Source organism: Actinacidiphila sp. bgisy144 (genome assembly GCF_057708105.1).
Window position 1 is genome coordinate 218,657 of record NZ_JBYIRM010000002.1, and the last position, 23,695, is coordinate 242,351.

24 protein-coding genes are annotated in these 23,695 nt (G+C 71.8%); 11 read left to right on the forward strand and 13 right to left on the reverse strand.

Features of this window, described 5'->3' with window-relative positions:
* Window positions 1-113 precede the first annotated feature (113 nt).
* Window positions 114-884 (reverse strand): GntR family transcriptional regulator, encoded by a 771-nt coding sequence (locus AC3EVP_RS03930; protein ID WP_335977282.1) that lies wholly within the window; start codon window positions 882-884, stop codon window positions 114-116.
* A 317-nt stretch (window positions 885-1,201) separates the two neighbouring features.
* On the opposite strand from AC3EVP_RS03930, the gene AC3EVP_RS03935 reads away from it, so the two are divergent.
* The 4 genes from AC3EVP_RS03935 (at window position 1,202) to AC3EVP_RS03950 (ending at window position 5,964) form a co-directional block, all read left to right on the forward strand.
* A complete protein-coding gene (locus AC3EVP_RS03935; RefSeq protein ID WP_335977281.1) occupies window positions 1,202-2,494 on the forward strand; it encodes an extracellular solute-binding protein in 1,293 nt (430 codons plus the stop codon).
* A gap of 97 nt (window positions 2,495-2,591) precedes the next feature.
* Complete coding sequence (locus AC3EVP_RS03940) at window positions 2,592-3,608, forward strand: carbohydrate ABC transporter permease (protein WP_435126005.1); 1,017 nt, start codon at window positions 2,592-2,594, stop codon at window positions 3,606-3,608.
* Window positions 3,605-4,432 (forward strand): carbohydrate ABC transporter permease, encoded by an 828-nt coding sequence (locus tag AC3EVP_RS03945; protein WP_335977277.1) that lies wholly within the window; start codon window positions 3,605-3,607, stop codon window positions 4,430-4,432. Before AC3EVP_RS03940 ends, AC3EVP_RS03945 begins: the two co-directional genes overlap by 4 nt.
* Entirely contained in the window at window positions 4,429-5,964 is a 1,536-nt protein-coding gene (locus AC3EVP_RS03950) for a glycoside hydrolase family 3 protein (protein WP_435126008.1), read from the forward strand. The genes AC3EVP_RS03945 and AC3EVP_RS03950 overlap by 4 nt, the downstream gene beginning before the upstream one ends.
* Window positions 5,965-6,052: 88 nt before the next feature.
* Here AC3EVP_RS03950 and nagB read toward each other — a convergent pair whose 3' ends face one another.
* Window positions 6,053-6,838 (reverse strand): glucosamine-6-phosphate deaminase, encoded by a 786-nt coding sequence (gene nagB, locus AC3EVP_RS03955; protein WP_335977273.1) that lies wholly within the window; start codon window positions 6,836-6,838, stop codon window positions 6,053-6,055.
* 142 nt (window positions 6,839-6,980) lie between these two features.
* On the opposite strand from nagB, the gene AC3EVP_RS03960 reads away from it, so the two are divergent.
* Window positions 6,981-8,054, forward strand: coding sequence for an SIS domain-containing protein (locus AC3EVP_RS03960; RefSeq protein ID WP_435126281.1), 1,074 nt, complete (start codon window positions 6,981-6,983; stop codon window positions 8,052-8,054).
* 413 nt (window positions 8,055-8,467) lie between these two features.
* Entirely contained in the window at window positions 8,468-9,919 is a 1,452-nt protein-coding gene (locus AC3EVP_RS03965) for a sensor histidine kinase (RefSeq protein ID WP_335977584.1), read from the forward strand.
* 144 nt (window positions 9,920-10,063) lie between these two features.
* Here the strand turns inward: AC3EVP_RS03965 and AC3EVP_RS03970 are convergent, their stop codons facing one another.
* The gene (locus tag AC3EVP_RS03970; protein WP_037913060.1) at window positions 10,064-10,321 is read right to left on the reverse strand and encodes a WhiB family transcriptional regulator; all 258 of its coding nucleotides are present in this window, start codon (window positions 10,319-10,321) and stop codon (window positions 10,064-10,066) included.
* Window positions 10,322-10,645: 324 nt separating this feature from the next.
* Window positions 10,646-11,614 carry a diacylglycerol/lipid kinase family protein gene (locus tag AC3EVP_RS03975; RefSeq protein WP_435126013.1) on the reverse strand — a complete coding sequence of 323 codons (969 nt, stop codon included), beginning with the start codon at window positions 11,612-11,614 and terminating at the stop codon, window positions 10,646-10,648.
* A 48-nt stretch (window positions 11,615-11,662) separates the two neighbouring features.
* Between AC3EVP_RS03975 and AC3EVP_RS03980 the strand changes: the two genes are divergently transcribed.
* Window positions 11,663-12,112: a hypothetical protein gene (locus tag AC3EVP_RS03980; RefSeq protein WP_435126016.1), complete on the forward strand. Its 450-nt coding sequence runs from the start codon at window positions 11,663-11,665 to the stop codon at window positions 12,110-12,112.
* A gap of 220 nt (window positions 12,113-12,332) precedes the next feature.
* On the opposite strand, the gene AC3EVP_RS03985 is transcribed toward AC3EVP_RS03980, so the two are convergent.
* From AC3EVP_RS03985 to AC3EVP_RS04000, 4 genes are all read right to left on the reverse strand, one after another.
* Window positions 12,333-13,445 carry an RNA polymerase sigma factor SigF gene (locus tag AC3EVP_RS03985; protein WP_435126019.1) on the reverse strand — a complete coding sequence of 371 codons (1,113 nt, stop codon included), beginning with the start codon at window positions 13,443-13,445 and terminating at the stop codon, window positions 12,333-12,335.
* Between the two features lie 19 nt (window positions 13,446-13,464).
* A complete protein-coding gene (locus AC3EVP_RS03990) occupies window positions 13,465-13,878 on the reverse strand; it encodes an ATP-binding protein (protein ID WP_335977263.1) in 414 nt (137 codons plus the stop codon).
* A gap of 155 nt (window positions 13,879-14,033) precedes the next feature.
* On the reverse strand, window positions 14,034-14,591 hold the full coding sequence (locus AC3EVP_RS03995; protein WP_335977262.1) for a GNAT family N-acetyltransferase: 558 nt from the start codon (window positions 14,589-14,591) through the stop codon (window positions 14,034-14,036).
* Window positions 14,592-14,643: 52 nt separating this feature from the next.
* Window positions 14,644-15,534, reverse strand: a complete 891-nt coding sequence (locus tag AC3EVP_RS04000; protein WP_435126023.1) for a 1-aminocyclopropane-1-carboxylate deaminase/D-cysteine desulfhydrase — start codon at window positions 15,532-15,534, stop codon at window positions 14,644-14,646.
* Between the two features lie 529 nt (window positions 15,535-16,063).
* Here AC3EVP_RS04000 and AC3EVP_RS04005 point away from each other — a divergent pair.
* Window positions 16,064-16,981 carry a MurR/RpiR family transcriptional regulator gene (locus AC3EVP_RS04005; RefSeq protein WP_335977259.1) on the forward strand — a complete coding sequence of 306 codons (918 nt, stop codon included), beginning with the start codon at window positions 16,064-16,066 and terminating at the stop codon, window positions 16,979-16,981.
* Window positions 16,982-17,011: 30 nt separating this feature from the next.
* Here the strand turns inward: AC3EVP_RS04005 and AC3EVP_RS04010 are convergent, their stop codons facing one another.
* Window positions 17,012-19,033, reverse strand: a complete 2,022-nt coding sequence (locus tag AC3EVP_RS04010) for an N-acetylmuramoyl-L-alanine amidase (RefSeq protein WP_435126026.1) — start codon at window positions 19,031-19,033, stop codon at window positions 17,012-17,014.
* A 264-nt stretch (window positions 19,034-19,297) separates the two neighbouring features.
* Between AC3EVP_RS04010 and AC3EVP_RS04015 the strand changes: the two genes are divergently transcribed.
* Together AC3EVP_RS04015 and trxA are read left to right on the forward strand one after the other, a co-directional pair.
* Entirely contained in the window at window positions 19,298-19,726 is a 429-nt protein-coding gene (locus AC3EVP_RS04015; RefSeq protein WP_435126029.1) for a MerR family transcriptional regulator, read from the forward strand.
* A complete protein-coding gene (trxA, locus tag AC3EVP_RS04020; RefSeq protein WP_435126032.1) occupies window positions 19,723-20,070 on the forward strand; it encodes a thioredoxin in 348 nt (115 codons plus the stop codon). Before AC3EVP_RS04015 ends, trxA begins: the two co-directional genes overlap by 4 nt.
* A gap of 111 nt (window positions 20,071-20,181) precedes the next feature.
* Here trxA and sodN read toward each other — a convergent pair whose 3' ends face one another.
* Window positions 20,182-20,577, reverse strand: a complete 396-nt coding sequence (gene sodN, locus AC3EVP_RS04025) for a superoxide dismutase, Ni (protein WP_335977251.1) — start codon at window positions 20,575-20,577, stop codon at window positions 20,182-20,184.
* Window positions 20,578-20,711: 134 nt separating this feature from the next.
* On the opposite strand from sodN, the gene sodX reads away from it, so the two are divergent.
* The gene (sodX, locus tag AC3EVP_RS04030; protein WP_335977250.1) at window positions 20,712-21,137 is read left to right on the forward strand and encodes a nickel-type superoxide dismutase maturation protease; all 426 of its coding nucleotides are present in this window, start codon (window positions 20,712-20,714) and stop codon (window positions 21,135-21,137) included.
* Here sodX and AC3EVP_RS04035 read toward each other — a convergent pair.
* The 3 genes from AC3EVP_RS04035 to AC3EVP_RS04045 all read right to left on the reverse strand — a co-directional run bounded on the left by AC3EVP_RS04035 (window position 21,041) and on the right by AC3EVP_RS04045 (window position 23,694).
* A complete protein-coding gene (locus AC3EVP_RS04035) occupies window positions 21,041-21,673 on the reverse strand; it encodes a CGNR zinc finger domain-containing protein (protein WP_435126037.1) in 633 nt (210 codons plus the stop codon). The genes sodX and AC3EVP_RS04035 overlap by 97 nt on opposite strands.
* A gap of 184 nt (window positions 21,674-21,857) precedes the next feature.
* Complete coding sequence (locus AC3EVP_RS04040; RefSeq protein ID WP_335977579.1) at window positions 21,858-22,610, reverse strand: amino acid ABC transporter ATP-binding protein; 753 nt, start codon at window positions 22,608-22,610, stop codon at window positions 21,858-21,860.
* 52 nt (window positions 22,611-22,662) lie between these two features.
* The gene (locus AC3EVP_RS04045) at window positions 22,663-23,694 is read right to left on the reverse strand and encodes an amino acid ABC transporter permease (protein ID WP_435126040.1); all 1,032 of its coding nucleotides are present in this window, start codon (window positions 23,692-23,694) and stop codon (window positions 22,663-22,665) included.
* Window position 23,695: the final 1 nt, after the last annotated feature.

Genomic DNA, 23,695 nt, shown 5'->3' on the forward strand with positions numbered 1-23,695 from the left:
CCGATATCAGCGGTACGGGTCGGGCCCGGTGCGGTGGGCGGGGAGCGGGGCGGGGACGGGAGACCGGCTCGGTGCCGGCTCGCTGGCGGCTCCGGATGTGCTCCGGTGCGGGCTCAGTCGGTGGGCCGGTTGAGCCGCGCCACGAATTTGTACCTGTCGCCGCGGTACACCGACCGCACCCACTCCACCGGTTCGCCGGTGGTGTCCACCGAGTGCCGGGAGAGCATCAGCATCGGCAGCCCGACATCGGTGCTGAGCAGCCCGGCCTCGCGCGGGGTGGCCAGCGACGTCTCGATCGTCTCCTCGGCCCGGGCCAGCCGGACGTCGTAGACCTCGGCGAGCGCGGTGTACAGCGAGGTGTACTTCGCCAGGCTGCGGCGCAGCGCCGGGAAGCGCTTGGCGGACAGGTGGGTGGTCTCGATCGCCATCGGCTCGCTGTTGGCCAGCCGCAGCCGCTCGATCCGCAGCACCCGGCCGCCGGCCTTCATGTCGAGCAGCCCGGCCAGCCGGTCGTCGGCGGTGATGTAGCCGATGTCCAGCAGCTGGGAGGTGGGCTCGAGCCCCTGGGCGCGCATGTCCTCGGTGTACGAGGTGAGTTGCAGCGCCTGGGAGACCTTCGGCTTGGCCACGAAGGTGCCCTTGCCCTGGATGCGCTCCAGCCGGCCTTCGACCACCAGCTCCTGGAGCGCCTGGCGCACGGTGGTGCGGGAGGTGTCGAACTCGGTGGCCAGGGTGCGTTCGGGCGGCACCGGTGAACCGGGGGGCATGGTTTGGGTGATGTCCAGGAGATGGCGCTTGAGGCGGTAGTACTTTGGCACGCGAGCGGTGCGGCCCGCGGTCGCCGTACCCGTGGATTCCGCGTTGCTGTCCGTCGCGCTGTCCATCCCGCGTGCTCCCGACTGCCGTCCTGCTGCCGTCACCGGCTCCTCCGTTGATCGCGGTCACATGGTGGCACGGGCTCCCCGCCGGAGGGAGGCGGTGGGTGGCTGATGCCCTCCAGGTGTCGGTCCGATAACAGGTCCGACGGGTGTTCTTATACACCCTTGACACCCCCAAAGGTCTAGGCCAAGCTCCCGGGTACTGGTCTAAACCATTAATGACCAATCCCAGACCCACGAGCAGGACGCGGCTGTAAACGTGCGTGCGGCAGCCGGCATTTCGGGCGGTGGGGGGAGTTTCGGGCATCCTTGAGGAGGGTGGCATGAGGCGCAAGCTCATCGCTGCGATCGGCGTCGCGGCAGTGCTCACTGGTGTCGCGGCCTGCGGCGGCAACAGCAAGTCCGATTCGGGCAAGGGAAGTTCGGCCGGCCCGGCCGACTTCAAGGGCAAGACCCTCAACGTATGGCTGATGAGCGGCTCCAACCCGCCCGGGTGGACCAAGGACATCACCGCCGCGTTCGAGAAGCAGTACCCCGGCGCGAAGCTGAAGATCACCGTCCAGCAGTGGGACGGCATCCAGCAGAAGCTCACCACGGCGCTGTCGGAGAGCACCCCGCCGGACGTCATCGAGGTCGGCAACACCCAGACGCCGTACTACGCGGCGACCGGCGGGCTGAAGGACCTCACCAGCGCCAAGGCCGACCTCGGCGGCAACGACTGGGTGCCGGCGCTCAACGGCTCCGCGGTCTACGACGGCAAGCAGTTCGCCGCGCCCTGGTACTTCGCCAGCCGCGTGGTCGTCTACAACAAGAAGATCTGGTCCGCGGCCGGCATCACCACCACGCCGAAGACGCAGGACGAGCTCTTCGCCGACCTGACCAAGATCAAGGCCAAGGGCACCAAGGACGCCTTCTACCTGCCCGGCCAGGACTGGTACGGCTTCGACGGCTTCCTGCTCGACGCGGGCGCCGACCTGGTCAAGAAGGACGGCGACAAGTACCAGGGCAACCTGGACACCCCGCAGGCCGCCGCGGCGATCAACCTCTACAAGAAGCTCAACTCCTTCGGCACCGCGCCCAAGGACAAGGACGAGGCGACCCCGCAGCAGTCCGACGTGTTCGCCAAGGGCGACGTCGGCGCGTTCCTGGGCCTGGGCTGGGAGGCGGCCGGCGCCATCTCCAAGAACGCGGCGCTGAAGGACCAGGTCGGCTACTTCGCCTTCCCCGGCAAGACCGCCGACAAGACCGCCAGCGTGTTCGTGGGCGGCTCCAACCTGGCGATCTCCCAGGCGAGCAAGAACCCCGAGCTGGCCCAGAACTTCCTGAAGCTGGCGCTGTCCGACCAGTTCGAGGGCGAGCTGGCCAAGGAAGGCGGCGTCGTCCCGAACAAGGCGAGCCTCAACTCCAACCTGAGCGGCAACGCGTTCGGCTCCGTCTCGGCCGCCGCCGCGGCCAACGGCGGCACCACCCCGCTGATCCCGGCGTGGGGCAACGTCGAGAACGCGCCCAACCCGATCACCACCCTCTTCATGACCGGCGTGCTCCAGGGCCAGTCCCCGAGCGAGGCCGCCAAGAAGGCGGACACCGAGATCGACAAGCGGCTCAGCCAGCAGTAGTCACCCGGGTCCGGTCCCGGGCGCCCGCCGCCGAGCACGGCGGGCGCCCGGGCCGGGCACACCGTTGCGCAGCGGACGGCACGAGGAAGAGGGAAGCATGGCCGCGCAGTACAAAGGGACGCAGGTACGGGCCCCCGACGAGGAGACGGCCGTACCCCGGCAGCGCAGAGGCGACGGCGAGCAGCCGCCGACCGGCCCCGGCAAGTCGCGCACCGCCGGCGGCGCGATCGCCGGCCGCACACTGCCGTACCTGCTGATCCTGCCCGCGCTGGTGGCCACCATCCTGCTGCTGGGCTACCCGCTGGTGCGGAACGTGATCATCTCGTTCCAGACCCTCAACGCCTTCCAGCTGATCCAGCACACCACCCAGTGGACCGGGTTCGGCAACTACAAGGCCCAGCTGACCAGCGCCGACTTCTGGCACACCACCGAGCGCTCGGTCTTCTTCACCCTCGCCAACGTCGCGCTGATCATGGTCGCCGGCACCCTGGTGGGGCTGCTGCTGTACCGGCTCGGCAAGAAGATGCGGCTGCTGCTGTCGATCGGGATGGTGCTCGCCTGGGCGATGCCGATCGTGGCCGGCACCACCGTCTACCAGTGGCTCTTCGACACCCGCTACGGCGTCGTCAACTGGGTGCTGTGGAAGCTCGGCTTCCACTCGATGCACGGCTACAACTGGTTCGGCCACCAGTTCTCCACCTTCGCGGTCATCACCCTGATGGTCGTCTGGCAGTCGATCCCGTTCGTCGCGCTCAACCTCTACGCGGGCCTGACCACCATCTCCGGGGAGATCTTCGAGGCGGCCCGGATGGACGGCGCGGGCGCCTGGCGCTCCTTCACCTCGGTGCTCTTCCCGATGCTCAAGCCGTTCTTCCTGAGCACCGCGTTCCTGGAGATCATCTGGGTGTTCAAGGCGTTCACCCAGGTCTACGCGCTGAACGGCGGCGGCCCCGCCGGCCTGACCGAGACCCTGCCGGTCTACGCCTTCGTCGAGGGCGTCGGCAACCAGCACTACGGCACCGGCGCGGCGATCTCCGTGCTGACCATCCTCATCCTGCTGGTGCTGATGTCCTACTACTTCCGGATCATGCTGAAGCAGGAGGACGAGCTGTGAGGCGCTCCACGTTCGGACGGCTGTGGCCCAACGTCGTCGCGGTCATCCTCTTCGTCTTCTTCATCTTCCCCGTCTACTGGATGCTGACGACGGCCTTCAAGCCGGACCTCGACATCATCTCCACCACCCCGGTCTTCGTGCCCTTCCACGGCACCACGTCGCACTTCGACAAGGCCGTGCACGCGGCGGGCTTCTGGACGCTGGTGCGCAACAGCCTCACCGTCACCATCGGTTCGGTGCTGCTGTCGCTGGTGGTGGCGACCGCGGCGGCGTTCGCGGTGGCCCGGATGCGCTTCCGCGGCCGCAAGGCGTTCCTCCTGATCGTGATGATGGCCCAGATGGCGCCGTGGGAGGTCATGACGATCTCCGTCTACATGATCGTCCGCGACCAGGACATGCTCAACAGCCTGCTGCCGCTGACGCTCTTCTACATGATGATGGTGCTGCCGTTCTCCATCTGGACGCTGCGCGGGTTCATCGCCGCGGTGCCCAAGGAACTGGAGGAGTCCGCCCTCATGGACGGCTGCACCCGGTTCCAGGCGTTCGTCCGGGTGGTGCTGCCGCTGCTGGCGCCGGGGCTGATGTCCACCTCGCTGTTCGGCTTCATCACCGCCTGGAACGAGTTCCCGCTCGTCCTCATCCTCAACAAGGAGAGCGGCCAGACGCTGCCGCTGTGGCTCACCCAGTTCCAGACCAACTTCGGCGACGACTGGGGCGCTACCATGGCCGCCTCCAGCCTCTTCACCATCCCCGTGGTGATCGTCTTCCTGGTCCTCCAGCGCAGGGCCGTCGCCGGCATGACCGCCGGGGCGGTGAAGGGATGAGCCCCATCGCCCGCACCGAAGACCTCGACGGCTCCGCCGGACCCGACCTCGCGACGGTCACCGCGGACGCGCTGGCCGTCCTCCAGCCCGGCTTCGAGGGCACCACCGCGCCCGCATGGGTGCTGCGGCTGATCGACGAGGGGCTCGGCTCGGTCGCCCTGTTCTCCCGCAACGTGGCCTCCCCCGACCAGGTGGCCGCGCTCACCGCGCAGCTGCGCGCGAAACGCCCCGACCTGCTGGTCACCGCCGACGAGGAGGGCGGTGACGTCACCCGGCTGGAGGCGCGCGGCGGTTCGTCGTTCCCCGGCAACCTCGCGCTCGGCGCGGTCGACGACGTGGCGCTGACCCGCGCGGTCGCCGCCGAACTCGGCCGCCGGCTGGCCGCCTGCGGGGTGGACTTCGACTGGGCGCCGTCCGCCGACGTCAACTCCGACCCGGACAACCCGGTGATCGGGGTGCGCTCCTTCGGCGCCGACCCCGAGCTGGTGGCCCGCCACACCGCCGCCTACGTCGAGGGGTTGCAGTCCGCGGGCGTGGCCGCCAGCGTCAAGCACTTCCCCGGCCACGGCGACACCGCGGTGGACTCCCACCACGCGATGCCGCGGATCGACGTCGACCTGGACACCCTGCGCTCCCGCGAACTGGTGCCCTTCCGCGCCGCGCTCGCGGCCGGCGCCAAGGCCGTGATGAGCGCGCACATCCTGGTGCCCGCCCTCGACCCCGAGCTGCCCGGCACGCTCAGCCCGGCGGTCCTCGGCGGACTGCTGCGCGCGCCCGTCGAGGAGGGCGGCCTCGGCTACGACGGCCTGGTGGTCACCGACGGCATCGAGATGCAGGCGATCTCCGGCACCTACGGCATCGAGCGCGGCACCGTGATGGCGATCGCCGCGGGCTGTGACGCGATCTGCGTCGGCGGCGGCCGCAGCGACGAGCAGACCGTGCTGGACCTGCGCGACGCGATCGTGGCCGCGGTCAAGGACGGCTCCCTGCCCGCCGAACGGCTGGCCGACGCCGCCCGCCGGGTACGGGAACTGGCCGCCTGGGCGGCCGCACAGCGGTCGGGTGCGGCGGAGGGGAGCGCGCCCGACACCGGCATCGGCCTGACCGCGGCCCGCCGCGCGCTGCGTGTCACCCGCGCCGCGCACCACACCCCGCTCGACGCCCCGCCCTACGTGGCCGCCTTCACCCCGATGGCGAACATCGCGGTCGGCGACGTGACGCCGTGGGGCGTGGCCGCGGAGCTGGAGCGGCTGCTGCCCGGCACCCGTACCGGCAGCTACCGCACCGCCGACGCCGCCGAGGTGCTGGCCGCGGCGGGCGGCAGCCGGGTGGTGGCCGTGGTCCGCGACGCGCACCGGCACCCGTGGATGGCGCAGGCGCTGGCCGGACTGGTGGCGGCGCGGCCGGACACCATCGTGGTCGAGATGGGGGTGCCGCAGTCCGAGCCGGTCGGCTCGCTGTACGTCGCCACCCACGGCGCCGCCCGGGTCTGCGGCGAGGCCGCGGCGGAAGTGATCGCCGCCCGCGACTGACCCCGCCCGCCGCACACACGGCGAGACGCCGCGGACCCCCGAGCGGGGTCCGCGGCGTCCTGGCGTGTACGGCCGGACCCGATCGCGGCTACAGGCCCTGCCAGTCCGGCTTGGCGGCGTAGGTGGCGCGGAAGTACGGCGCCAGCTTCAGCTTGGCGGCGGCGGCCTCGTCGACCACGACCGTGGCGTGCGGGTGGAGCTGGAGCGCGGAGGCGGGCACCACGGCGGCGACCGGGCCCTCCACGGTCTGCGCGACGGCCTCGGCCTTGCCCTCCCCGGTGGCCAGCAGCACCAGGTGCCGGGCCTCCAGGATGGTGCCGATGCCCTGGGTGATCACATGGCGCGGCACCTGCGCGATGTCGCCGTCGAAGAAGCGGGCGTTGTCCACCCGGGTCTGCTCGGTGAGCGTCTTGATCCGGGTGCGCGAGGCGAGCGAGGAGCAGGGTTCGTTGAACCCTATGTGCCCGTCGGTGCCGATGCCGAGCAGTTGCAGGTCCACCCCGCCCGCCGCCGCGAGCGCCTCGTCGTACGCCGTGCAGGCCGCGCGTACGTCGGCGGCGGCGCCGTCGGGGCCCATGAACGCCTTCGGGGACAGGCCGAGCGGCTCGACCACCTCGCGCAGCACCACCGAGCGGTACGACTCCGGGTGGCCGGCGGGCAGCCCCACGTACTCGTCGAGCTGGCAGACCCGGGCGCGGGCGGCGTCCACGGCGCCGGACCGGACCTTGGCGGCGAGCGCGGTGTAGACCGGCAGCGGGGTGGAGCCGGTCGCCACGCCGAGCAGGGCGTCGGGCTTGCGGCGCAGCAGGGCGGCCATGGCCTCCGCGATGAGTTCGCCGCCCGCGGCGGCGTCCGGCACGATGACAACTTCCACGCTGGTCCTGCCGTTCTCAAGAAGGGAACATGTGGTATAGACCAATCTAGCAGACGAGGTCACTCAGGTGGTGCGGACCGCCGGGTCCTGTGGTCGACTGGTGAGGGTCGGAACCCCGTCCGGTGGGATGGAGGCGATGGGGATGCCGGTGCCCGCGTCGTCCCCGGCTCCCGGTACGGGAGAGCCGGGCTGGATCATGTTCGGTGAGATGGCCGAGCAGCCCGAGGTGCTGCGGCGGGTGCTCGACGAGGCCGCGCCGCAGGTGCGGCGGACTGCCCGGCGGATCGCGGACCGGCGGCCCCGGTTCGTGCTGCTCAGCGCGCGCGGCACCTCCGACCACGCGGCGCTGTACGCGAAGTACCTGATCGAGGTCGAGTTGGGGCTGCCGTGCGGCCTGACCTCGATGTCCACCGTCACCGCCTACGGGGCCAGCCCGCGCCTGGCGGACGTGCTGCTGATCAGCGTGAGCCAGTCCGGCGGCTCGCCCGACCTGGTCGCCACCACCCGGGCCGCCCGCGAGGCCGGCGCGATCACGCTCGCGGTGACCAACAACCCGGACTCGCCGCTGGCCGAGGTCGCCGAGTTCCACCTCGACATGCTCGCCGGACCGGAGAAGGCGCTGCCCGCGACCAAGACGTACACCGCGGAACTGCTGGTGCTCTACCTGTTCGTGCGGGGCCTGCGCGGCGACGCGGGTGCCGCGGACGCGCTGCCCGACCTCGCCCGGGAGGTGCTGGACCGGTCCGCGGAGGTCAGCGCGCTCGCCGGGCGGTACCGCTTCGCCGAGCGGATGGTGCTCACCTCGCGCGGCTACGGCTACCCGACCGCCAAGGAGGCCGCGCTGAAGCTGATGGAGACCAGCTACATCCCCGCGCTCGCCTACTCCGGCGCCGACCTGCTGCACGGGCCGCTGGCCATGGTGGACAACATCTCCCCGGTGATCGCGATCGTCCCCGAGGGTCCGGGCGGCCGGGCGCTCCAACCGGTGCTCGACCGGCTCCGCGGCCGCGGAGCCGACCTCGTCGTCGTCGGCCCCCGGGTCCACGTCAGGGCCGCCTCCGGCGGTTTCGTGCTGCCCACCCGCGAGCTGCCCGAGGCCCTCCAACCGATCCTGGAGATCCTCCCGCTCCAACGCCTCGCCTACGAAGTGGCCGTCGCCCGCGGCCAGGACCCCGATGCCCCGCGCGCCCTGGCCAAGGTCACGAAGACCCGCTGAACGTCCTCCGGTCCGGCGCCGGGTTCGAGCCCCGGAGGCGAGGCGGCGGCAAACGAAGGGGCGGCCGGAAACACTTCGGGCCGCGGTGCCGGGAGAGGACCCTCAACCTCTCCAGCACCGCAGCCCGGAGCTGCCGTCGGCGCCGTGGCCGGGGGGTGTGCGGTGCCCTCCGGCCCGATAGGGCCGACCAGTGAGGCGTCCGGCGTAGTCAGGGCAGAGAACGCCTTGGCCTCGGTCCGTCCTCCTGTGCGGGGAGGGCGGAGGTCTACTCATCGGTATTCTGGACTAGACCACTGGGGCTTGTCCATGGGTGTGCCACCGATTCCGTCCCGTGAATTCCCGGCCGGGCGCGCCGGGAAACGCGCCGGACCGCACCGGTTCGGCCGGGAGGTACGCTCACATGCGTGCCCTCCATGAACGACCTCGTCCGCGAGCACACCGGCCTCGACCGGTCCGACCTCGAATGGCTGCACCTGCTCGTCTCGGAGTGGCAACTGCTCTCCGACCTGTCCTTCGCCGACCTCGTGCTGTGGGTGCCCACCCGCGACGGCACGCGCTACGTGTCGGTCGCGCAGATGCGCCCCAACACCGGCCCCACCTCGTACCAGGACGACATGGTCGGCCACCTGGTGCCGCGGGGCCGCCGGCCGCTGCTGGACGCGGCGCTGGACGAGGGGCGGATCGTCCGCGAGGGCGACCCGGAGTGGCGCGAGGAGGTGCCGGTGCGGGTGGAGTCCATCCCGGTCCGCCGCGACGGCCGGGTGCTGGGGGTGATCGCCCGCAACACCAACCTGCTGACCGTGCGCACCCCGAGCCGGCTGGAGCTGACCTATCTGCAAAGCGCCTCCGACCTGGCGCAGATGATCGCCGCCGGCGCCTTCCCGTTCCCGGCCGAGCAGGTGGACATGGACGCCTCGCCGCGGGCCGGCGACGGGCTGATCCGGCTGGACGCCGACGGCATCGTGCAGTACGCCAGCCCGAACGCGCTGTCCGCATACCACCGGCTGGGCCTGGCCGCCGACCTGGTCGGCCAGCACCTGGGCCAGGCCACCGCCGAACTCGCCCCGGACCGCGGCCCGGTGGAAGAGGCGCTGGTGAAGCTCGCCAGCGGCTGGGCGCCCCGGGAGTTCGAGGTGGAGGCGGGCGACGGGGTGATCCAGTTGCGGGCCATCCCGCTCAAGCCCAAGGGCGTGCACACCGGTTCGCTGGTGCTGCTCCGCGACGTCACCGAACTGCGCCGCCGCGAGCGGGAGTTGATCACCAAGGACGCCACCATCCGGGAGATCCACCACCGGGTGAAGAACAACCTCCAGACGGTCGCGGCGCTGCTGCGGCTCCAGGCCCGCCGGATGGACTCCGAACGGGCCCGGGAGGCGCTGGACGAGGCGGTGCGGCGGGTCGGGTCGATCGCGATCGTGCACGAGACGCTGTCGCAGAACCTCGACGAGACGGTGGAGTTCGACGAGATCGCCGACCGCGTGCTGGCGATGGTCGCGGAGATCTCACCCGGACGGGTCACCACCCGGCGCGGCGGCCGGTTCGGCATCCTCAGCGCGGAGACCGCCACCCCGCTGTCCATGGTCCTCACCGAGCTGCTCCAGAACGCCCTGGAACACGGCTTCGGGCCGGGGGAGTCGGGCAGCGTGGAGGTCGCCGCGACCCGCGCCCGCGACCGCATCACGGTCACCGTCCAGGACGACGGGCGCGGGCTGCCGGCCGGCTTCGACGCCCAGCGGGCGGGCAACCTCGGCCTCCAGATCGTCCGCACCCTGGTGGTGGGCGAGTTGGGCGGCACCTTCGACATGCACCCGGCCCCGACCGGCCCGGGCACCCGTGTGGTGCTCGAACTCCCGTTGGACAGCTGAGCGTTCGGCGCCGCCGGCAGGCGGGCACACGAGAAAGCCCCGTACCCATCCGGTACGGGGCTTTCTCGATGCTGCGTGCTGCGCGTATTGGCAGGTGCTGCGCGCTGCGGCTCGGGGGTAAGGCTTCTAGGTCGTCCGGTGCTCTCAGGCGCTGGCGTTACGGGCCCGGTTGCGGGCGGCGCGGCGCTTCATCGCACGACGCTCATCCTCGCTGAGGCCACCCCAGACACCGGCGTCCTGGCCACTCTCCAGCGCCCACTGAAGGCACTGGTCCATGACAGGGCAGCGCCGGCAGACGGCCTTGGCTTCCTCGATCTGCAGCAGCGCAGGACCGGTGTTGCCGATGGGGAAGAAGAGCTCGGGGTCTTCCTCGCGGCAAACGGCGCGGTGACGCCAGTCCATGGCTGCTCCAACTCCTTGTGTGACAAGCAGGTTGCTTGTGAATGTGAACGCTTTCACGAATCCCCCGCGCAGGAACGGGACGCCACCCAACCGTCGCTGGTCGGTGCGGTCCCGCTGGTGTGAGGTAGGAGATTCGGGCTCTCATGGGGGCCGTTTGCTCGGCCGTCCCGATCGCCAGTAAGAGACTCGCAAACCTCGGCTGGAGATACAACCCCTTCAGGAAAGTTTTTTTGGATTCCTCGGTGTCGCCTCGGTCACAGCCGTACTTCCATGGGGTGCGGGGCAGGCTAAACGTTCGAGTAAAAGGACTTTAGGCTCTTCGACTTACACAATCACACGCAGTGCACGGCGTACGCCTGTGAAGGTTGCGCTCGTACGCAGTCCCAGGTGGTCACCGTCGACCTGGAAGGGCAGCGGCGCCTGCGAATGCAAGGTGAAGTCCGTCAGGTCGTGCAGGGCCACCGCGTACTTGCCGCGGGGGCCGCGCTCCGGCGTGGAGCGCAGCAGCTGCGCCGCGTACCGGGCGCCGGCGACCGTGGACATCTTGGTGACGCCCAGCACGTCGAGGGCGGTGTCGAAGGACGCGTCGGGGGAGGCGTACACCGGTTTGTTGCCGAGATAGGTCCACGGCGCGGTGTTGCAGATTATGGCGGTGGACAGCCCCCCCACCGGCTCCGCGTCCGGCTGCTCCAGCGTGATCGTGCCGTGCCGGCGGTGCGGGTCGGCCAGGAACTGGCGGGCCACCTGCCGCAGGTACAGCGCGTGCGTGGACCGCTTGCCCAACTCCCTTTGCTGCTCCACCCGTCCGACCACTCCGGCGTCGAAGCCCAGGCCCGCGCAGAAGGTGAACCAGCGCGGCGGCACCCCCTCGTCCTCGGTGCCTCTGGTGCCGCTGACCAGGCCCAGGCCGACCGTACGGGACGAGCCGGCGCGCAGCGCGTCCAGCAGGGCGCCGGTGGCCTCCACGGCGTCGTTGGGCAGGCCCAGGGCGCGGGCGAAGACGTTCGTCGAGCCGCCGGGGACCACGGCCAGGTGCGGCAGGGCCTCCGGGTCGGGGCCGTGGTGCAGCAGGCCGTTGACGACCTCGTTGACGGTGCCGTCGCCGCCGAGGGCCACCACGAGCTCGACCTCGCCCTCCTCCGCGGCCTTCCGCCCGAGGTCCCGCGCGTGCCCGCGGTACTCCGTGGTGGCCACCTCCAGCTTCAGGTCGCTGGACAGGGCGGTACTGATCACGTCGCGGACCCGCGCGCTGGTGGTGGTGGCGGCGGGGTTGACCACGAGAAGAGCACGCATGCTCGACAGCGTACCTACGGATTTTCGCGCCCGGCTACGCTGGCAGGTGTGAGCCAGAAGACGACGAAGCGCATGGAGTCCACGGCGTCCGGGGTGTCCGGGGCGGAAACCCCGGGTGAAGCGGCCGGGCCGCCCCCCGCGCGGCTGACCGCCGCGGCCGCGGTGGCCGGGCTCGAAGGGGCCGCCATCGCCGCGTGGGGCGTCACGATGTTCTTCGGCGGCGGCAGCGACGTGCTGCCCGGGCTGCTCGTCCTCGCCCTCGCCGCGCTGCCGCTCCTCGCCGCCTACGGGCTGCGCCGGGCCCGCCGCTGGAGCCGCGGGCCCGCGCTCATCGTCCAGCTCGTCGCGCTGCCCATCGCGTGGAACCTGCTGCGCAGTGACGGCGCCGGCCTCGTCACCGCCGGCGCCGTCCTCGGCGTCCTCGCCCTCGCCGGCCTCGTCCTCCTGGTCCACCCGGCCACCACGGACGCGCTCGGTATCAACCGGACCGCCGCCTAGCCCCTCCCCGTAAGCACCCGGACCTTGCGGTGGGTGGGTGGCTTGTCGCGCAGTTCCCCGCGCCCCTGAGTAACTGCGGCTCGCACCGGGCTTACCCCGGAGGAACCCGGGCATATCCAGGGGCGCGGGGAACTGCGCGACAAGCCACCGCGGACCGCAAGGTCCCGAAGCCCACAGGACGGGGCAGCCCGGGGGGTCCGCTCGGCCCGCCCGGCAAGGGCTACTCGTCGATGAGGAGTTTGTCCCGCAGCTGCGCCAGGGTCCGGGCGAGGAGGCGGCTGACATGCATCTGCGAGATCCCCACCTCCTGCGCGATCTGCGACTGCGTCATGTTCCCGAAGAACCGCAGCAGCAGGATCGTCTTTTCACGCGGCGGGAGCTGCTCCAGCAGCGGCTTGAGGGACTCCCGGTACTCGACCCCCTCCAGCGCCTCGTCCTCGGACCCGAGCGTGTCCGCGACGGCGGGCGACTCGTCGTCGGTGTCGGGCACGTCCAGCGACAGCGTGCTGTACGCGTTCGCCGACTCCAGCCCCTCCAGGACCTCCTCCTCGGAGATCTTGAGGTGCTCGGCGAGTTCGTGCACCGTCGGCGCCCGGCCGTGCCGCTGGGACAGCTCGCCGGTGGCGCTGGTGAGCGACAGCCGCAGCTCCTGGAGCCGGCGCGGCACCCGCACCGCCCAGCCCTTGTCCCGGAAGTGCCGTTTGATCTCCCCGACCACGGTCGGCGTGGCGTACGTGGAGAACTCCACCCCGCGCTCGACGTCGAACCGGTCGACCGACTTGATCAGCCCGATCGTGGCGACCTGGGTGAGGTCGTCCAGCGGCTCGCCGCGGTTGCGGAAGCGGCGGGCGAGGTGCTCCACCAGCGGCAGGTGCATCCGGACCAGCTGATTGCGCAGCTCGGCCCGCTCCGGCGAGCCCTCGGGCAGCTTGCCCAGCTCGACGAAGAGCGCGCGGGCGCCCGAGCGGTCGTGCGGGTCGTGCTGTCCGGCGGACCCGGCCGGCCCGGCCGCGGCGGGCTGCTCCTCGGCCGGCCCGGGCTGCTCAGGCCGGGTGGCCTGCTCGCCCGGTGCCGCGTGCTCGTGCTGATCCATCCGGTCCGCCTGCTCCGCCTGCTCCGCCTGCTCCGACGCGTCCATCACTTCCCTACGGTCCGTCCGGCCGGGGCCGTCCTCCACCGCCCCGTGGTCGGGGTGGGGTCTTGCCGACAGCCGCGGCGGCCCGGCCGGACCGGTGCCCCCGGGCCCCTGCTGCTGGGCCGGTACGAAGGCGCGGCCGCGCACCGCGGGCACGTCGTGCTCCGCGGGCGGGCCGGGGGTCTCTGCTGGGCTCACGACGGCCGCCTCACATGCCTCACGACAGTCCGGGTACGGCGCCGCGCTTCTTGTGCAGACTGATGCTGACCGTCTGGTCCGGCGCGACCGTGGAGTCCACCTCGCCGGCCAGTGCGGACAGCACCGTCCAGGCGAAGGTGTCGCGCTCGGGCGCGCGCCCGTCGGTGGTCGGCGCCGAGACGGTCACCCACAACGAGTCGCCGACCAGCCGGAACACACAGCTCAGCACGGAACCGGGGACGGCTTGTTGCAGCAGGATCGCGCACGCCTCGTCGACCGCGATCCGCAGGTCCTCGATCTCGTCGAGGGTGAAGTCCAGCCGGGCGGCGAGTCCGGCCGTGGCCGTCCGCAGTACCGACAGATACGCTCCCGCCGCGGGCAGCCGGACCTCGACGAAGTCCTTCGACCCGGGCTCGCCTGCGATCTGGGACACCCACACCTCCAAGGTGGCACACAGTGATTGCTCTGGTTCGCAGCGACGCTACCGCGATCCGTGCCCGGCTGTCGCCCGGACGGCGCACGGCCCTTCCCATTCTGTCACCGATCGTAAGCGTACGGGTACGGAAGGTGGGGGTGCTCGCTGCCGGCTCAATACGTAGGAGTCGGCGTCTGGTTGGACGACGGGACACCGCCGCCGGTTGCATCCGGCCCCGAACCGGCGCGGGCGGCCAGCGCGTGCAGCGCCGGGCCGGACAGCCGCTGGACCGTCCACTCGTCCTGCGGCCGTGCCCCGATCGAGCGGTAGACGCCGAGCGCCTGTTCGTTCCAGTCCAGCACCGTCCACTCGAACCGCTCGTAGCCGCGTTCGACGCAGATCGCCGCGAGGGCGGCCAGCAGCGCCTTCCCGTGGCCGCCGCCGCGCAGCTCCGGGCGGACGTACAGGTCCTCCAGGTACATGCCCGGCTTGCCGGTCCAGGTGGAGAAGTTCCGGAACCACAGCGCGAACCCGGCCGGGCCCTCGCCGCCGGCCGCTGCGCCGTCGGGCTCCGCGATCAGCGCGGACGCCACCGCGTCGGGGCCGAACAGCGCCTCGCGCAGCTGCTCCAGGGTGGCCCGCGCTTCCTGCGGCGCCCGTTCGTAGGCGGCCAGTTCGCGGATCATCGCCTGGATGGCGGGGACGTCTTCGGGGGTCGCGGCGCGGATCATGCGACCAGGTTACGGCGGCGCGGTGTGGTGGCCGTAAAGGTGTTCGGCCGCATCAGCCGGTGATCACCGCCGCGACCCGGGTGCCGGGCGGGAAGGCCCCCTCGCCGGCGAGGCGGAAGACGGCGTGCAGCGCCTTGGCGACGTAGACGCGCTCCACCGGCCGGCCGTCCAGCGCCTCGCGGTGCCGGCGGGCGAAGTCGTCGGTGAACGCCGCCAGCTCGGGGGTGGTGCGGGCGAAGCCGCCGGCGTGGCAGCGGTCCTCCACCTGCCAGTCGCCGCGCCGCTCGCCGAAGGCGTCGTGCTGGAGGCGTAGCACCTCCTCGGTGAGGAAGCCGCCGCGCAGTGCCGCGACGCCGATCGCGCGGACCGGCGGCGGCAGTCCGGCCGCCAGTCCGGCGAGGGTGCCGCCGGTGCCGCAGGCGACGGCCACCACGTCGGCGGCGGTGCCGATCTCCCGGCCCAGGGCCGTGCAGCCGCGCACCGCGGCCGGGTTGGAGCCGCCCTCGGGGATGACGTGGGCCGGGCCGTACCGCTCCAGCAGGGGGTCCAGCACGTCGGGCGCGGTCTTGCGGCGGTAGGCGGCGCGGTCCAGGAAGTGCAGCACCATGCCGTCCGCGGCGGCGCCGGCGAGGGAGGCGTTGAGCGGGCGGTGGGCCAGTTCGTCGCCGCGGACCACGCCGACCGTGCGCAGGCCGAGCAGGCGGCCGGCGGCCGCGGTGGCCCGCAGGTGGTTGGAGTAGGCGCCGCCGAAGGTCAGCAGGGTGCGGTGGCCCGCCGCCTCGGCCGCGGCCAGGTTCGGGCCGAGCTTGCGGAACTTGTTGCCCGGGAGGTCCGGATGGGCCAGGTCGTCCCGTTTGAGCAGCAGCCGTACGCCGTGCCGGGCCAGCCGCTCGTCGGCCACCTCCACCAGGGGAGTCGGCACCCTTCCCGCCAGTACGCTCACCCGTCCATTCTCCCGAGTGCGGGGGCCCTCCGGGGGTGGGGTGACCCTCCGGGGCGGATGCTTCTGTCGGCTCCGGGACCACCCGCCGGCCGGTGGCCGGTCGCGCAGTTCCCCGCGCCCCTGGCTCCGCTCGGGTTTCCCCGGCCGGGAGGCGGGAGAACCGGCGCGGTTGCTCGCGCCTCTGGCGCTGCTCGGGTCCTCGGCCCGGGAGGCGGCAGATCCGGCGCGGTTTCTCGCGCCTCTGGCTCTGCTCGGGTCCTCCGGCCGGGAGGCGGGAGAACCCGCGCGGTTGCTCGTGCCCTTGGCTCTGCTCGGGTCCCTCGGCCCGGGAGGCGGCAGATCCGGCGCGGTTTCTCGTGCCCCTGGCTCTGCTCGGGTCCTCCGGCCGGGAGCGGCAGAACCCGCGCAGTTCCCTGCGCCCTTGGCGCTGCTCGGGTCCTCGGCCCGGGAGGCGGCAGAACCACCCGCTTGAGGGGTATCGGTGCACAAGTGTCACCCGGCCGGGTGACAGTGGTGCATTCTTACTCCCGTGCCTGAAACCGATGCCAGACCCGTGCGGTCCGCCGCGGCGGGAGTCACTGCGGTCAGTGACGCGGGGGACGCGCTCACCGCGACGGTGCGCGGCCTGCTGCCGTCGCTGACGCCGGCGGCGGCCCGGATCGCGACGCTGATCGTGCGCGACCCCGCGAAGGTCGCGCGCAGCACGATCTCGGAGCTGAGCGCGCTGGCCGGCACGAGCGAGTCCTCGATCGTGCGCACCGCGCGGGCGCTGGGGTTCGCCGGCTACCCCGAACTGCGGCTCGCGCTGGCCGCGTCGGCGGCCCGGCAGGGGCCGCGCTCGACGCTGTCGGCGGGCATCACCCCCGACGACTCCGCCGAGGAGGTCATCGCCAAGCTGGTGCACACCGAGTCGCAGGCGGTGCAGGAGACGGCCACCCAACTGGACCCGGAGCAGCTTTCCGGCGCGGTCGGGGCGGTGTGCGGGGGCGGGCAACTGCACATCGCGGGGGTCGGCGCCTCCGGGCTGGTCGCCCAGGACCTCCAGCAGAAGCTGGCCCGGGTCGGGCGGCCCTGCCACGCGCACGGCGACTCGCAGTCCGCGCTCACCAGCGCGGTGCTGCTCGGCGAGGGCGACGTGTTCCTGGCCGTCTCGCACTCGGGCGAGAGCCGGGACGTGCTCGAACCGCTGCGCCGGGCCTCGGCGTTGGGCGCCACCACGGTGGTCATCACCAACCACCCGATGTCCTCGGCGGCCCGGCTCGCCGACTTCGTGCTGGTGTCGGCGGGCCGGGAGACCACCTTCCGGCCGGGCGCGATGGCCAGCCGGATCAGCCAACTCGTGGTGGTCGACTGCCTGTTCGTGTGCGTGGCACAGCGCACCTTCGACCTGTCCAGCCGGGCGCTGCGGATCACCCACCAGGCGCTGGAGGGCGACCGGGCGCGCTGAGCGCCGCGCGCGACCGGCCGCCGTCCGGGGTCACTTCGCGGGCACCACGTCCACGTCGTCGGCGCTCACGAACGCCATCCGGTGGTTGTAGACGATCTCGTAGACCTTCGTCTGCCCGATGAAGTCGGTCCGGTCGTGGGGCGCGGAACCGTCGTAGTTGATCGCGAAGTACGAGTCGGTGTGCACCGCCGGGCCGGCGGCGACGTACGACTGCCCGGCCGCGATCGTGTACTTCTTCGCCGGGGTCTGCGGGCGCGGCGCGGTGCCGCCCTCGTAGGCGACGAAGTCCGCGGGGTAGACGGAGGCTTCGGGGTAGGCCGTGGTGTAGACGGGGATGGTGCTGCGGCCCGCCTTGGGCACGATCCGCTCGGCTGTCACCGGCACGGTGGTGGGGTGCTTCGCGGTGTCCTGGAGCCACGCCTCCTGGCCGCCGTACCAGATGGCGGTCCAGCCGGGCCGGCGGTCGGCCACGACGTACTGCTCACCGGCGGGGGCCTTGTCGCCCCAGTCGTTCATCGCGTCGGTGCCCGCGCCGGTCGGATGCAGGTAGGGGTCGGCGAGCAGCGGCGCGTCCGTGCTCGGCGCGGTGTACAGCGGCACGAAGCTGGACGGCGCGTCGCTGGAGGTCACCGGGCAGTCGAAGCTGCGGTAGGGGCCGGGGAACTGCTTGTAGCCCTGGACGTCGTCGCAGTACGTGGTGGTCTGCTTGTTGTCCTGGTAGCCGGGCTTGATCGCCACGACGTCGCTGCCCTGCGCGGCGGTGGCGCGGATCGGCGCGCCGAGCAGGTCGAAGAAGTGCTCCCAGTCCCAGCCCGGCCCCGGGTCCCAGTGCTGGGTGGCGATGCCGGTCTCGGTGCCGCCGGGGATGTTGTCGTGGCCGAGGATGTGCGCGCGGTCCAGCGGGATGTCGTACTTCGCCGCCAGGTACTTCACCAGCTGCGCGGTCGAGCGGTAGAGGTTCTCGCTGAACCAGGCGCCGCCGTGGGTGGCCCACGCCTCCTGCTCGATGCCGATCGAGTGCTGGTAGAAGGAGCGGTTGGCGCTGTCCCAGGCGATGTCCTTGTCCGGCGTCATCTGGGTGATCAGGCCGTCGGAGGAGCGCACCACGTAGTTCGCGCCGGCGAAGTAGGTCGGGTCGCGGAACAGGTCGAGGGTGCCGTCGTAGGTCTCGTCGGTGGTGTGCAGCGTGATGTAGCGGATGTCCAGGCCGCCGTTGGGGCGGTCGGCGATGTCGTGGCTGCCGTAGTCGCCGAGGTCGTCCGGGTCCAGCAGGGTGTAGGCGCCCGGAATGTAGTTGCACGTCACGGACTTGGGGCACTCGGGCTGCTGGTCGCTCTCGGGCGGCGTGACGTCGGTCAGGCCCAGCTTGCGCACGTCGGAGCGGTTCGGGTGCAGCCCGGCCAGCGGGGCCAGCGTGATCTGCTGGCCGTCGTCGGTGGTGCGGGCCTCGCCGGTGCGCAGGGCGCTCCACACGCCGTCGGCGAACGCCTGGGCGACCGAGTCCTCGGTGGACTGGCTGTAGCGCGCCGCGGCGGCGTACCAGCCGTCCACGGTCTTCGGCAGCCGGCCGTGCCCGTAGCCCTTGGCGTACGAGGCGAGCAGCGCGGCGCCGCCGCGGATGTTCTGCGCCTCGTCGCCGCGCACGGTGGCGGTGTCGGTGCCCAGCAGGGCGGCCGCGGCGGCCGCGGTGTGCTCGGCGGGTGCCTTGAGCAGGTCGGCGTAGCGCGGGGAGGCGGTCGTCAGGCCGTCGCCGTCGAGGTCCTGCGCGGTGAGGTCGGTGAGGTTCATCGGGCCGTAGCCCGCCTCGGCGTTCTCCTGCCCGGCGTGGTCCTCCCACCGGGTCTCGTAGAACGACACCGCTTCGAGCACCGGCGCGGGCACGCCGAACTCGGCGGCGGCCGCGGTGAATTCGGCCTGCCGGGTGGACTGCGGGTCCGCGGCCTGCGCGTCGGCGGTGGTCACCGCGGTCAGTGACAGGCCGGCCAGCAGCGACATCGCTGCCACCAGCGCGGCGGTTCTGCCGCGGCGCGGGCGGGTGAGGGGGTGGTGCATCCAGGCTCCTCGCGTTCAGGTCGGGCGGGCAGAGCGCGGCCCGCGCGGTGCGCGCACGGGGGGTGCGCGGGCGCGGGTTCGCGCAAGTGCTGCGCCGCAGCCTGGCGAGGTCGGCTGGCAGTAAGCAACCTCCTAGACGTAAATCCTGAAAGTTTTCTTCACCGGCCGGGGTGCGGGTCGCCGCGAGTCGGGTGATTCCGGACCGGCCGCGGGTGCGCGCCGGGGCTGGCCTTGACGCGCACGTCAAGGTCTACGGTCGTCCGTATGCGCATCGGTGAACTCGCGGACCGGGCGGGCACCACGACCCGTACCCTCCGCTACTACGAATCCCTCGGGCTGCTGCCGCCTGCCGGGCGCGCCGCCAACGGCTACCGCTCCTACGGCGATGAGCACGTGCGCATGCTGGCGCAGATCCGCACCTTGCAGGACTTCGGCTTCGGCCTGGAGGAGACCCGGCCGTTCGTGGAGTGCCTGCGGGCCGGCCACGAGGCCGGGGACACCTGTGCGGACTCGCTCGCGGTCTACCGCCGCAAGCTCGCCGAACTGGACGCGTGCGTGGCGCGGTTGAGGTCCGTACGGGACCAGGTGGCCGCGCAGCTCGCCCGGGCGGAGCTGGCCGCGGGGGCCGCGGAGGCCGCGGGGGAGCCGATGTGCGAGCTGGCACCGCCGACCGAGAGGACTCCTACGCCATGACCGCCGCCACCACTCATCTGCACCCCGGGGTGCCCGTCACCACCGACGCGACCTTCGCCGCCGACGTGCTCGGCTCCGACCTGCCGGTGCTCGTCGACTTCACCGCGTCCTGGTGCCCGCCCTGCCGCATGATCGCGCCGGTGCTCGCGGAGATCGCCGCCGAGGAGGCCGGCCGGCTGCGGGTCGTCCAGCTCGACGTGGACACCAATCCGGCCACCCAGTCCGCCTACGGGGTGCTGTCGATGCCGACGCTGATGCTCTTCCGGGCCGGCGAGCCGGTCAAGGCGCTGGTGGGCGCGCGGCCCAAGCGGCGCCTGATGCAGGAACTGTCCGACGAGATCTGACCCCGCCCGCCCACGAAAACGGCCCCGCCCGGTGCCGCCCCCCACGCACCTAAACGTGGGAAACGCCACACGGAACGGGACCGTCGACCGCCTGCCGGATACGGCGGGCGGTCACGCCTTCTTGGTCTCCCAGAAGATCGTGTCGATCTCGGCGATCAGGTCGAGGGCCTTCTGGCCGGTCGCCGGGTCGTTCGACGCCTTGGCGGCGCTGAGCGCCTTCAGCGTGTCGTTGACGAGCTGGTGAAGCTGCGGGTACTTCTCGAAGTGCGGGGCCTTGAAGTAGTCGCTCCACAGCACCGAGACGTGGTGCTTGGCGAGTTCCGCGCGCTGCTCCTTGATCAGGACAGCGCGGGTGCGGAAGTCAGCGTCCTCGTTGGCCTGGTACTTCTCCTGCACCGCCTTCACGGACTCGGCCTCGATGCGGGCCTGGGCCGGGTCGTACACGCCGCAGGGCAGGTCGCAGTGGGCGCTTACCTTCACCTTGGGCGCGAACAGGCGAGTGAACATGGCCGTCCTTCCTCGTGATCGTCTTTCAGGTGCGACATTACTCCCTGGGGTAGGGGATTTCCCGGCTGCCCCAGGTGGCTTAGGACGAAAGTCTGGTGTCACTCTGGTGGAAGCAACGAACCTGGAGGCGGAGGATGCGCGAGCAGGGGGCGAGGCTGTCGTGGCAGCTCGTCGAGGTCACCGGCCCGTCGATGGCACCGACACTGCTGCACGGCGACTGGCTGCTGATCCAGAAGGTCAGCAGCGGAGCCGAGCAGGTGCGCGAGGGGGACGTGGTGGTGATGCGCCACCCGCTCCAGCAGGACCTGCTCATCGTGAAACGGGCGGTCGAGCGCCGAGACAACGGCTGGTGGGTGATGGGGGACAATGCCTTCGTCGCCAACGACAGCCGGGAGTTCGGCACCGTGCCGGACGACCTGGTGCTGGCCCGCGCCAGGGGCCGCTTCCGGCCACCGGGGGAGCTTCAGCGCTCGGTGGCGGGCGTGGCGTCCTGGGTGGCGTCCTGCGTGCGCCCGCTGCGCGCGGACCGGTCGTTCTCCAGGCGCTTGCGGGCCCGGTAGGCCGCGACGTTCGCGCGGGTGGCGCAGCGGTCGGAGCAGTACCGGCGCGAACGGTTCGTCGATGTGTCGACATACGCGTTGCGGCATGGGGATGCTTCGCAGATTCCCAGCCGGTCCACGCCCAGGGAGGTGACCTGGACCGCCAGCCCCATGCAGGCGCTCGCGGAGTACGCGGCGGCGGCGTTCGCCGCGTGGTCGGCCAGGTGCAGGTGCCAGTCCGGCCGGCCGGTCTCCTCGTTGACCAGCGTGTGGCCGGAGACCTGCGGGCTGACCGGGAACTCCAGCATCAGCGCGTTGAGCACGTCGACCGCGCGGACCTCCTCCTGCGCGTCGGCCGCCTCGAAGACGCCGCGCAGCCGGGTGCGTACCGCCCGCAGCCGCGCCACGTCGCTCTCCGTGACCCGGCCCAGCAGCTGCGAGTTGCTGCCGAGCAGGTCCCGTACGGCGTCGGTCGAGGTCAGGGTGTCGGTGCCGCGCCGCGGTTCCTCGGTGTTCACCAGGCGCACGGCGTAATCCGCGTAGTAAGCCAGTTCCACTTGGGGTCCTTACTGGGGGCGGCCACGCCTGCGTAACGGCCGCTCGGGCTACCAGGGTATTACGTACGCCGGTGCGGGCCGGGGTATGCCGGGCGGGCGAGGCGCGGGCCGGGCACGCCGGTGCGGCCGGCCCCCGCCGCGGGCCCCCGGGGCGTCCGGGGCCGCCCCGGGGACCCGCCGGCGGTCACAGCACCTTGGACAGGAACGCCTTGGTGCGCTCGTGCCTCGGACTGGTCAGCACGTCACGCGGGTGGCCGGACTCCACGACCTGGCCGTCGTCCATGAAGACCAGCGCGTCGCCGACCTCGCGGGCGAAGCCCATCTCGTGGGTGACCACGATCATCGTCATGCCGTCCTCCGCCAGCCCGCGCATCACGTCGAGCACGTCGCCGACGAGTTCGGGGTCGAGCGCGGAGGTCGGCTCGTCGAAGAGCATCAGCTTGGGCTCCATCGCCAGTGCCCGGGCGATCGCCACCCGCTGCTGCTGGCCGCCGGAGAGCTGGGACGGGTAGTTGGCCGCCTTGTCGGCCAGCCCCACCCGGTCCAGCAGGCGGGCGGCCCGCTCCCGGGCCACCGCCCTGCTCTCCCGGCGCACCTGCACCGGGCCCTCCATGACGTTCTCGATCGCGGTCAGGTGCGGGAAGAGGTTGAAGCGCTGGAAGACCATCCCGATGTCCCGCCGCTTGGCGGCCACTTCACGGTCGCGCAGCTCGTAGAGCTTCCCGCCGTGCTCCCGGTAGCCGATCAACTCGCCGTCGACGTACAGCCGTCCGGCGCTGATCTGCTCCAGGTGGTTGACGCACCGCAGGAAGGTGGACTTGCCGGAACCGGACGGGCCGATCAGGCAGAACACCTCGCCCGGCGCCACCTCCAGGTCGATGCCCTTGAGGATGTGCGCGGCCCCGAAGGACTTGTGCACCGCCTCGGCCCGCACCATCGGTCCGCCGCCGGAGCCCGCCGCCCCGGCGCCCTTGCTGGTCGTGCTCATCTCAGGCCACCTTCGGTCGGCGCACGGTGGACAGGTTGGTCCTGATCCTCTGCCACGGGGTCTGCGGCAGCGAGCGCTGCGAACCGCGCGCGTACCGCCGCTCCAGGTAGAACTGGCCGACGCTGAAGACGCTGGTCAGCACCAGGTACCAGATCGAGGCGACGAAGTACATCTCCATGATCGCGGTGGTGTCGCTGCCGATGTTGGTGGCCGCGCGCAGCAGTTCGGTGTACTGCACCACCGAGACCAGCGACGAGGTCTTGAGCATGTTGATGAACTCGTTGCCGGTCGGCGGGATGATCACCCGCATCGCCTGCGGCAGCACGATCCGGCGCATGGTGCGCGCGCCCGTCATGCCGAGCGCCTGCGCCGCCTCGGACTGCCCCACGTCCACCGACTGGATGCCGGCCCGGACGATCTCGGCCATGTACGCGCCCTCGTTGAGCCCGAGGCCCAGCAGCGCGGCGACGAACGGGGTCATCACGGCAGTGGTGTCGTTCTTGTACAGCGGCATCAGGTTGATGGTGTGGAAGATCAACGCGAGGTTGAACCACATCAGCAGCTGCACATACACCGGGGTGCCGCGGAAGAACCAGATGTACAGCCACGCGACGGCGCCGGTCACCGGGTTCTTCGACAGCCGCATCACCGCCAGGAGAACGCCCAGCACCAGGCCCATGGCCATGGAGCACACCGAGATCAGGATGGTGTGCCAGGTGCCCTGGAGGATCGTGTGGTCGAAGAGCCGGCTGCGGACGGTGCCCCACAGGATGTCGCCCTGGGAGAAGGCGTAGCCGAGCCAGCCCAGCAGCCCGAGGACGACCAGCCCGGCCACCCAGCGCCCGTAGTGGCGCACCGGGATGGCGCGGATCGGTTCGTACGGGACGACCTGGGGCGGGACCGCGGCGCCGCCGCCGGACGGGGTCTCGGACGGGGTCTCGGACGGGGTCTCCGCTGGCGTCTCCGACGGGGTGTCCGACGGGGTGTCCGACGGGGTGTCCGACGGGTCCGGGCCGGTCACTGCACCGGCCATG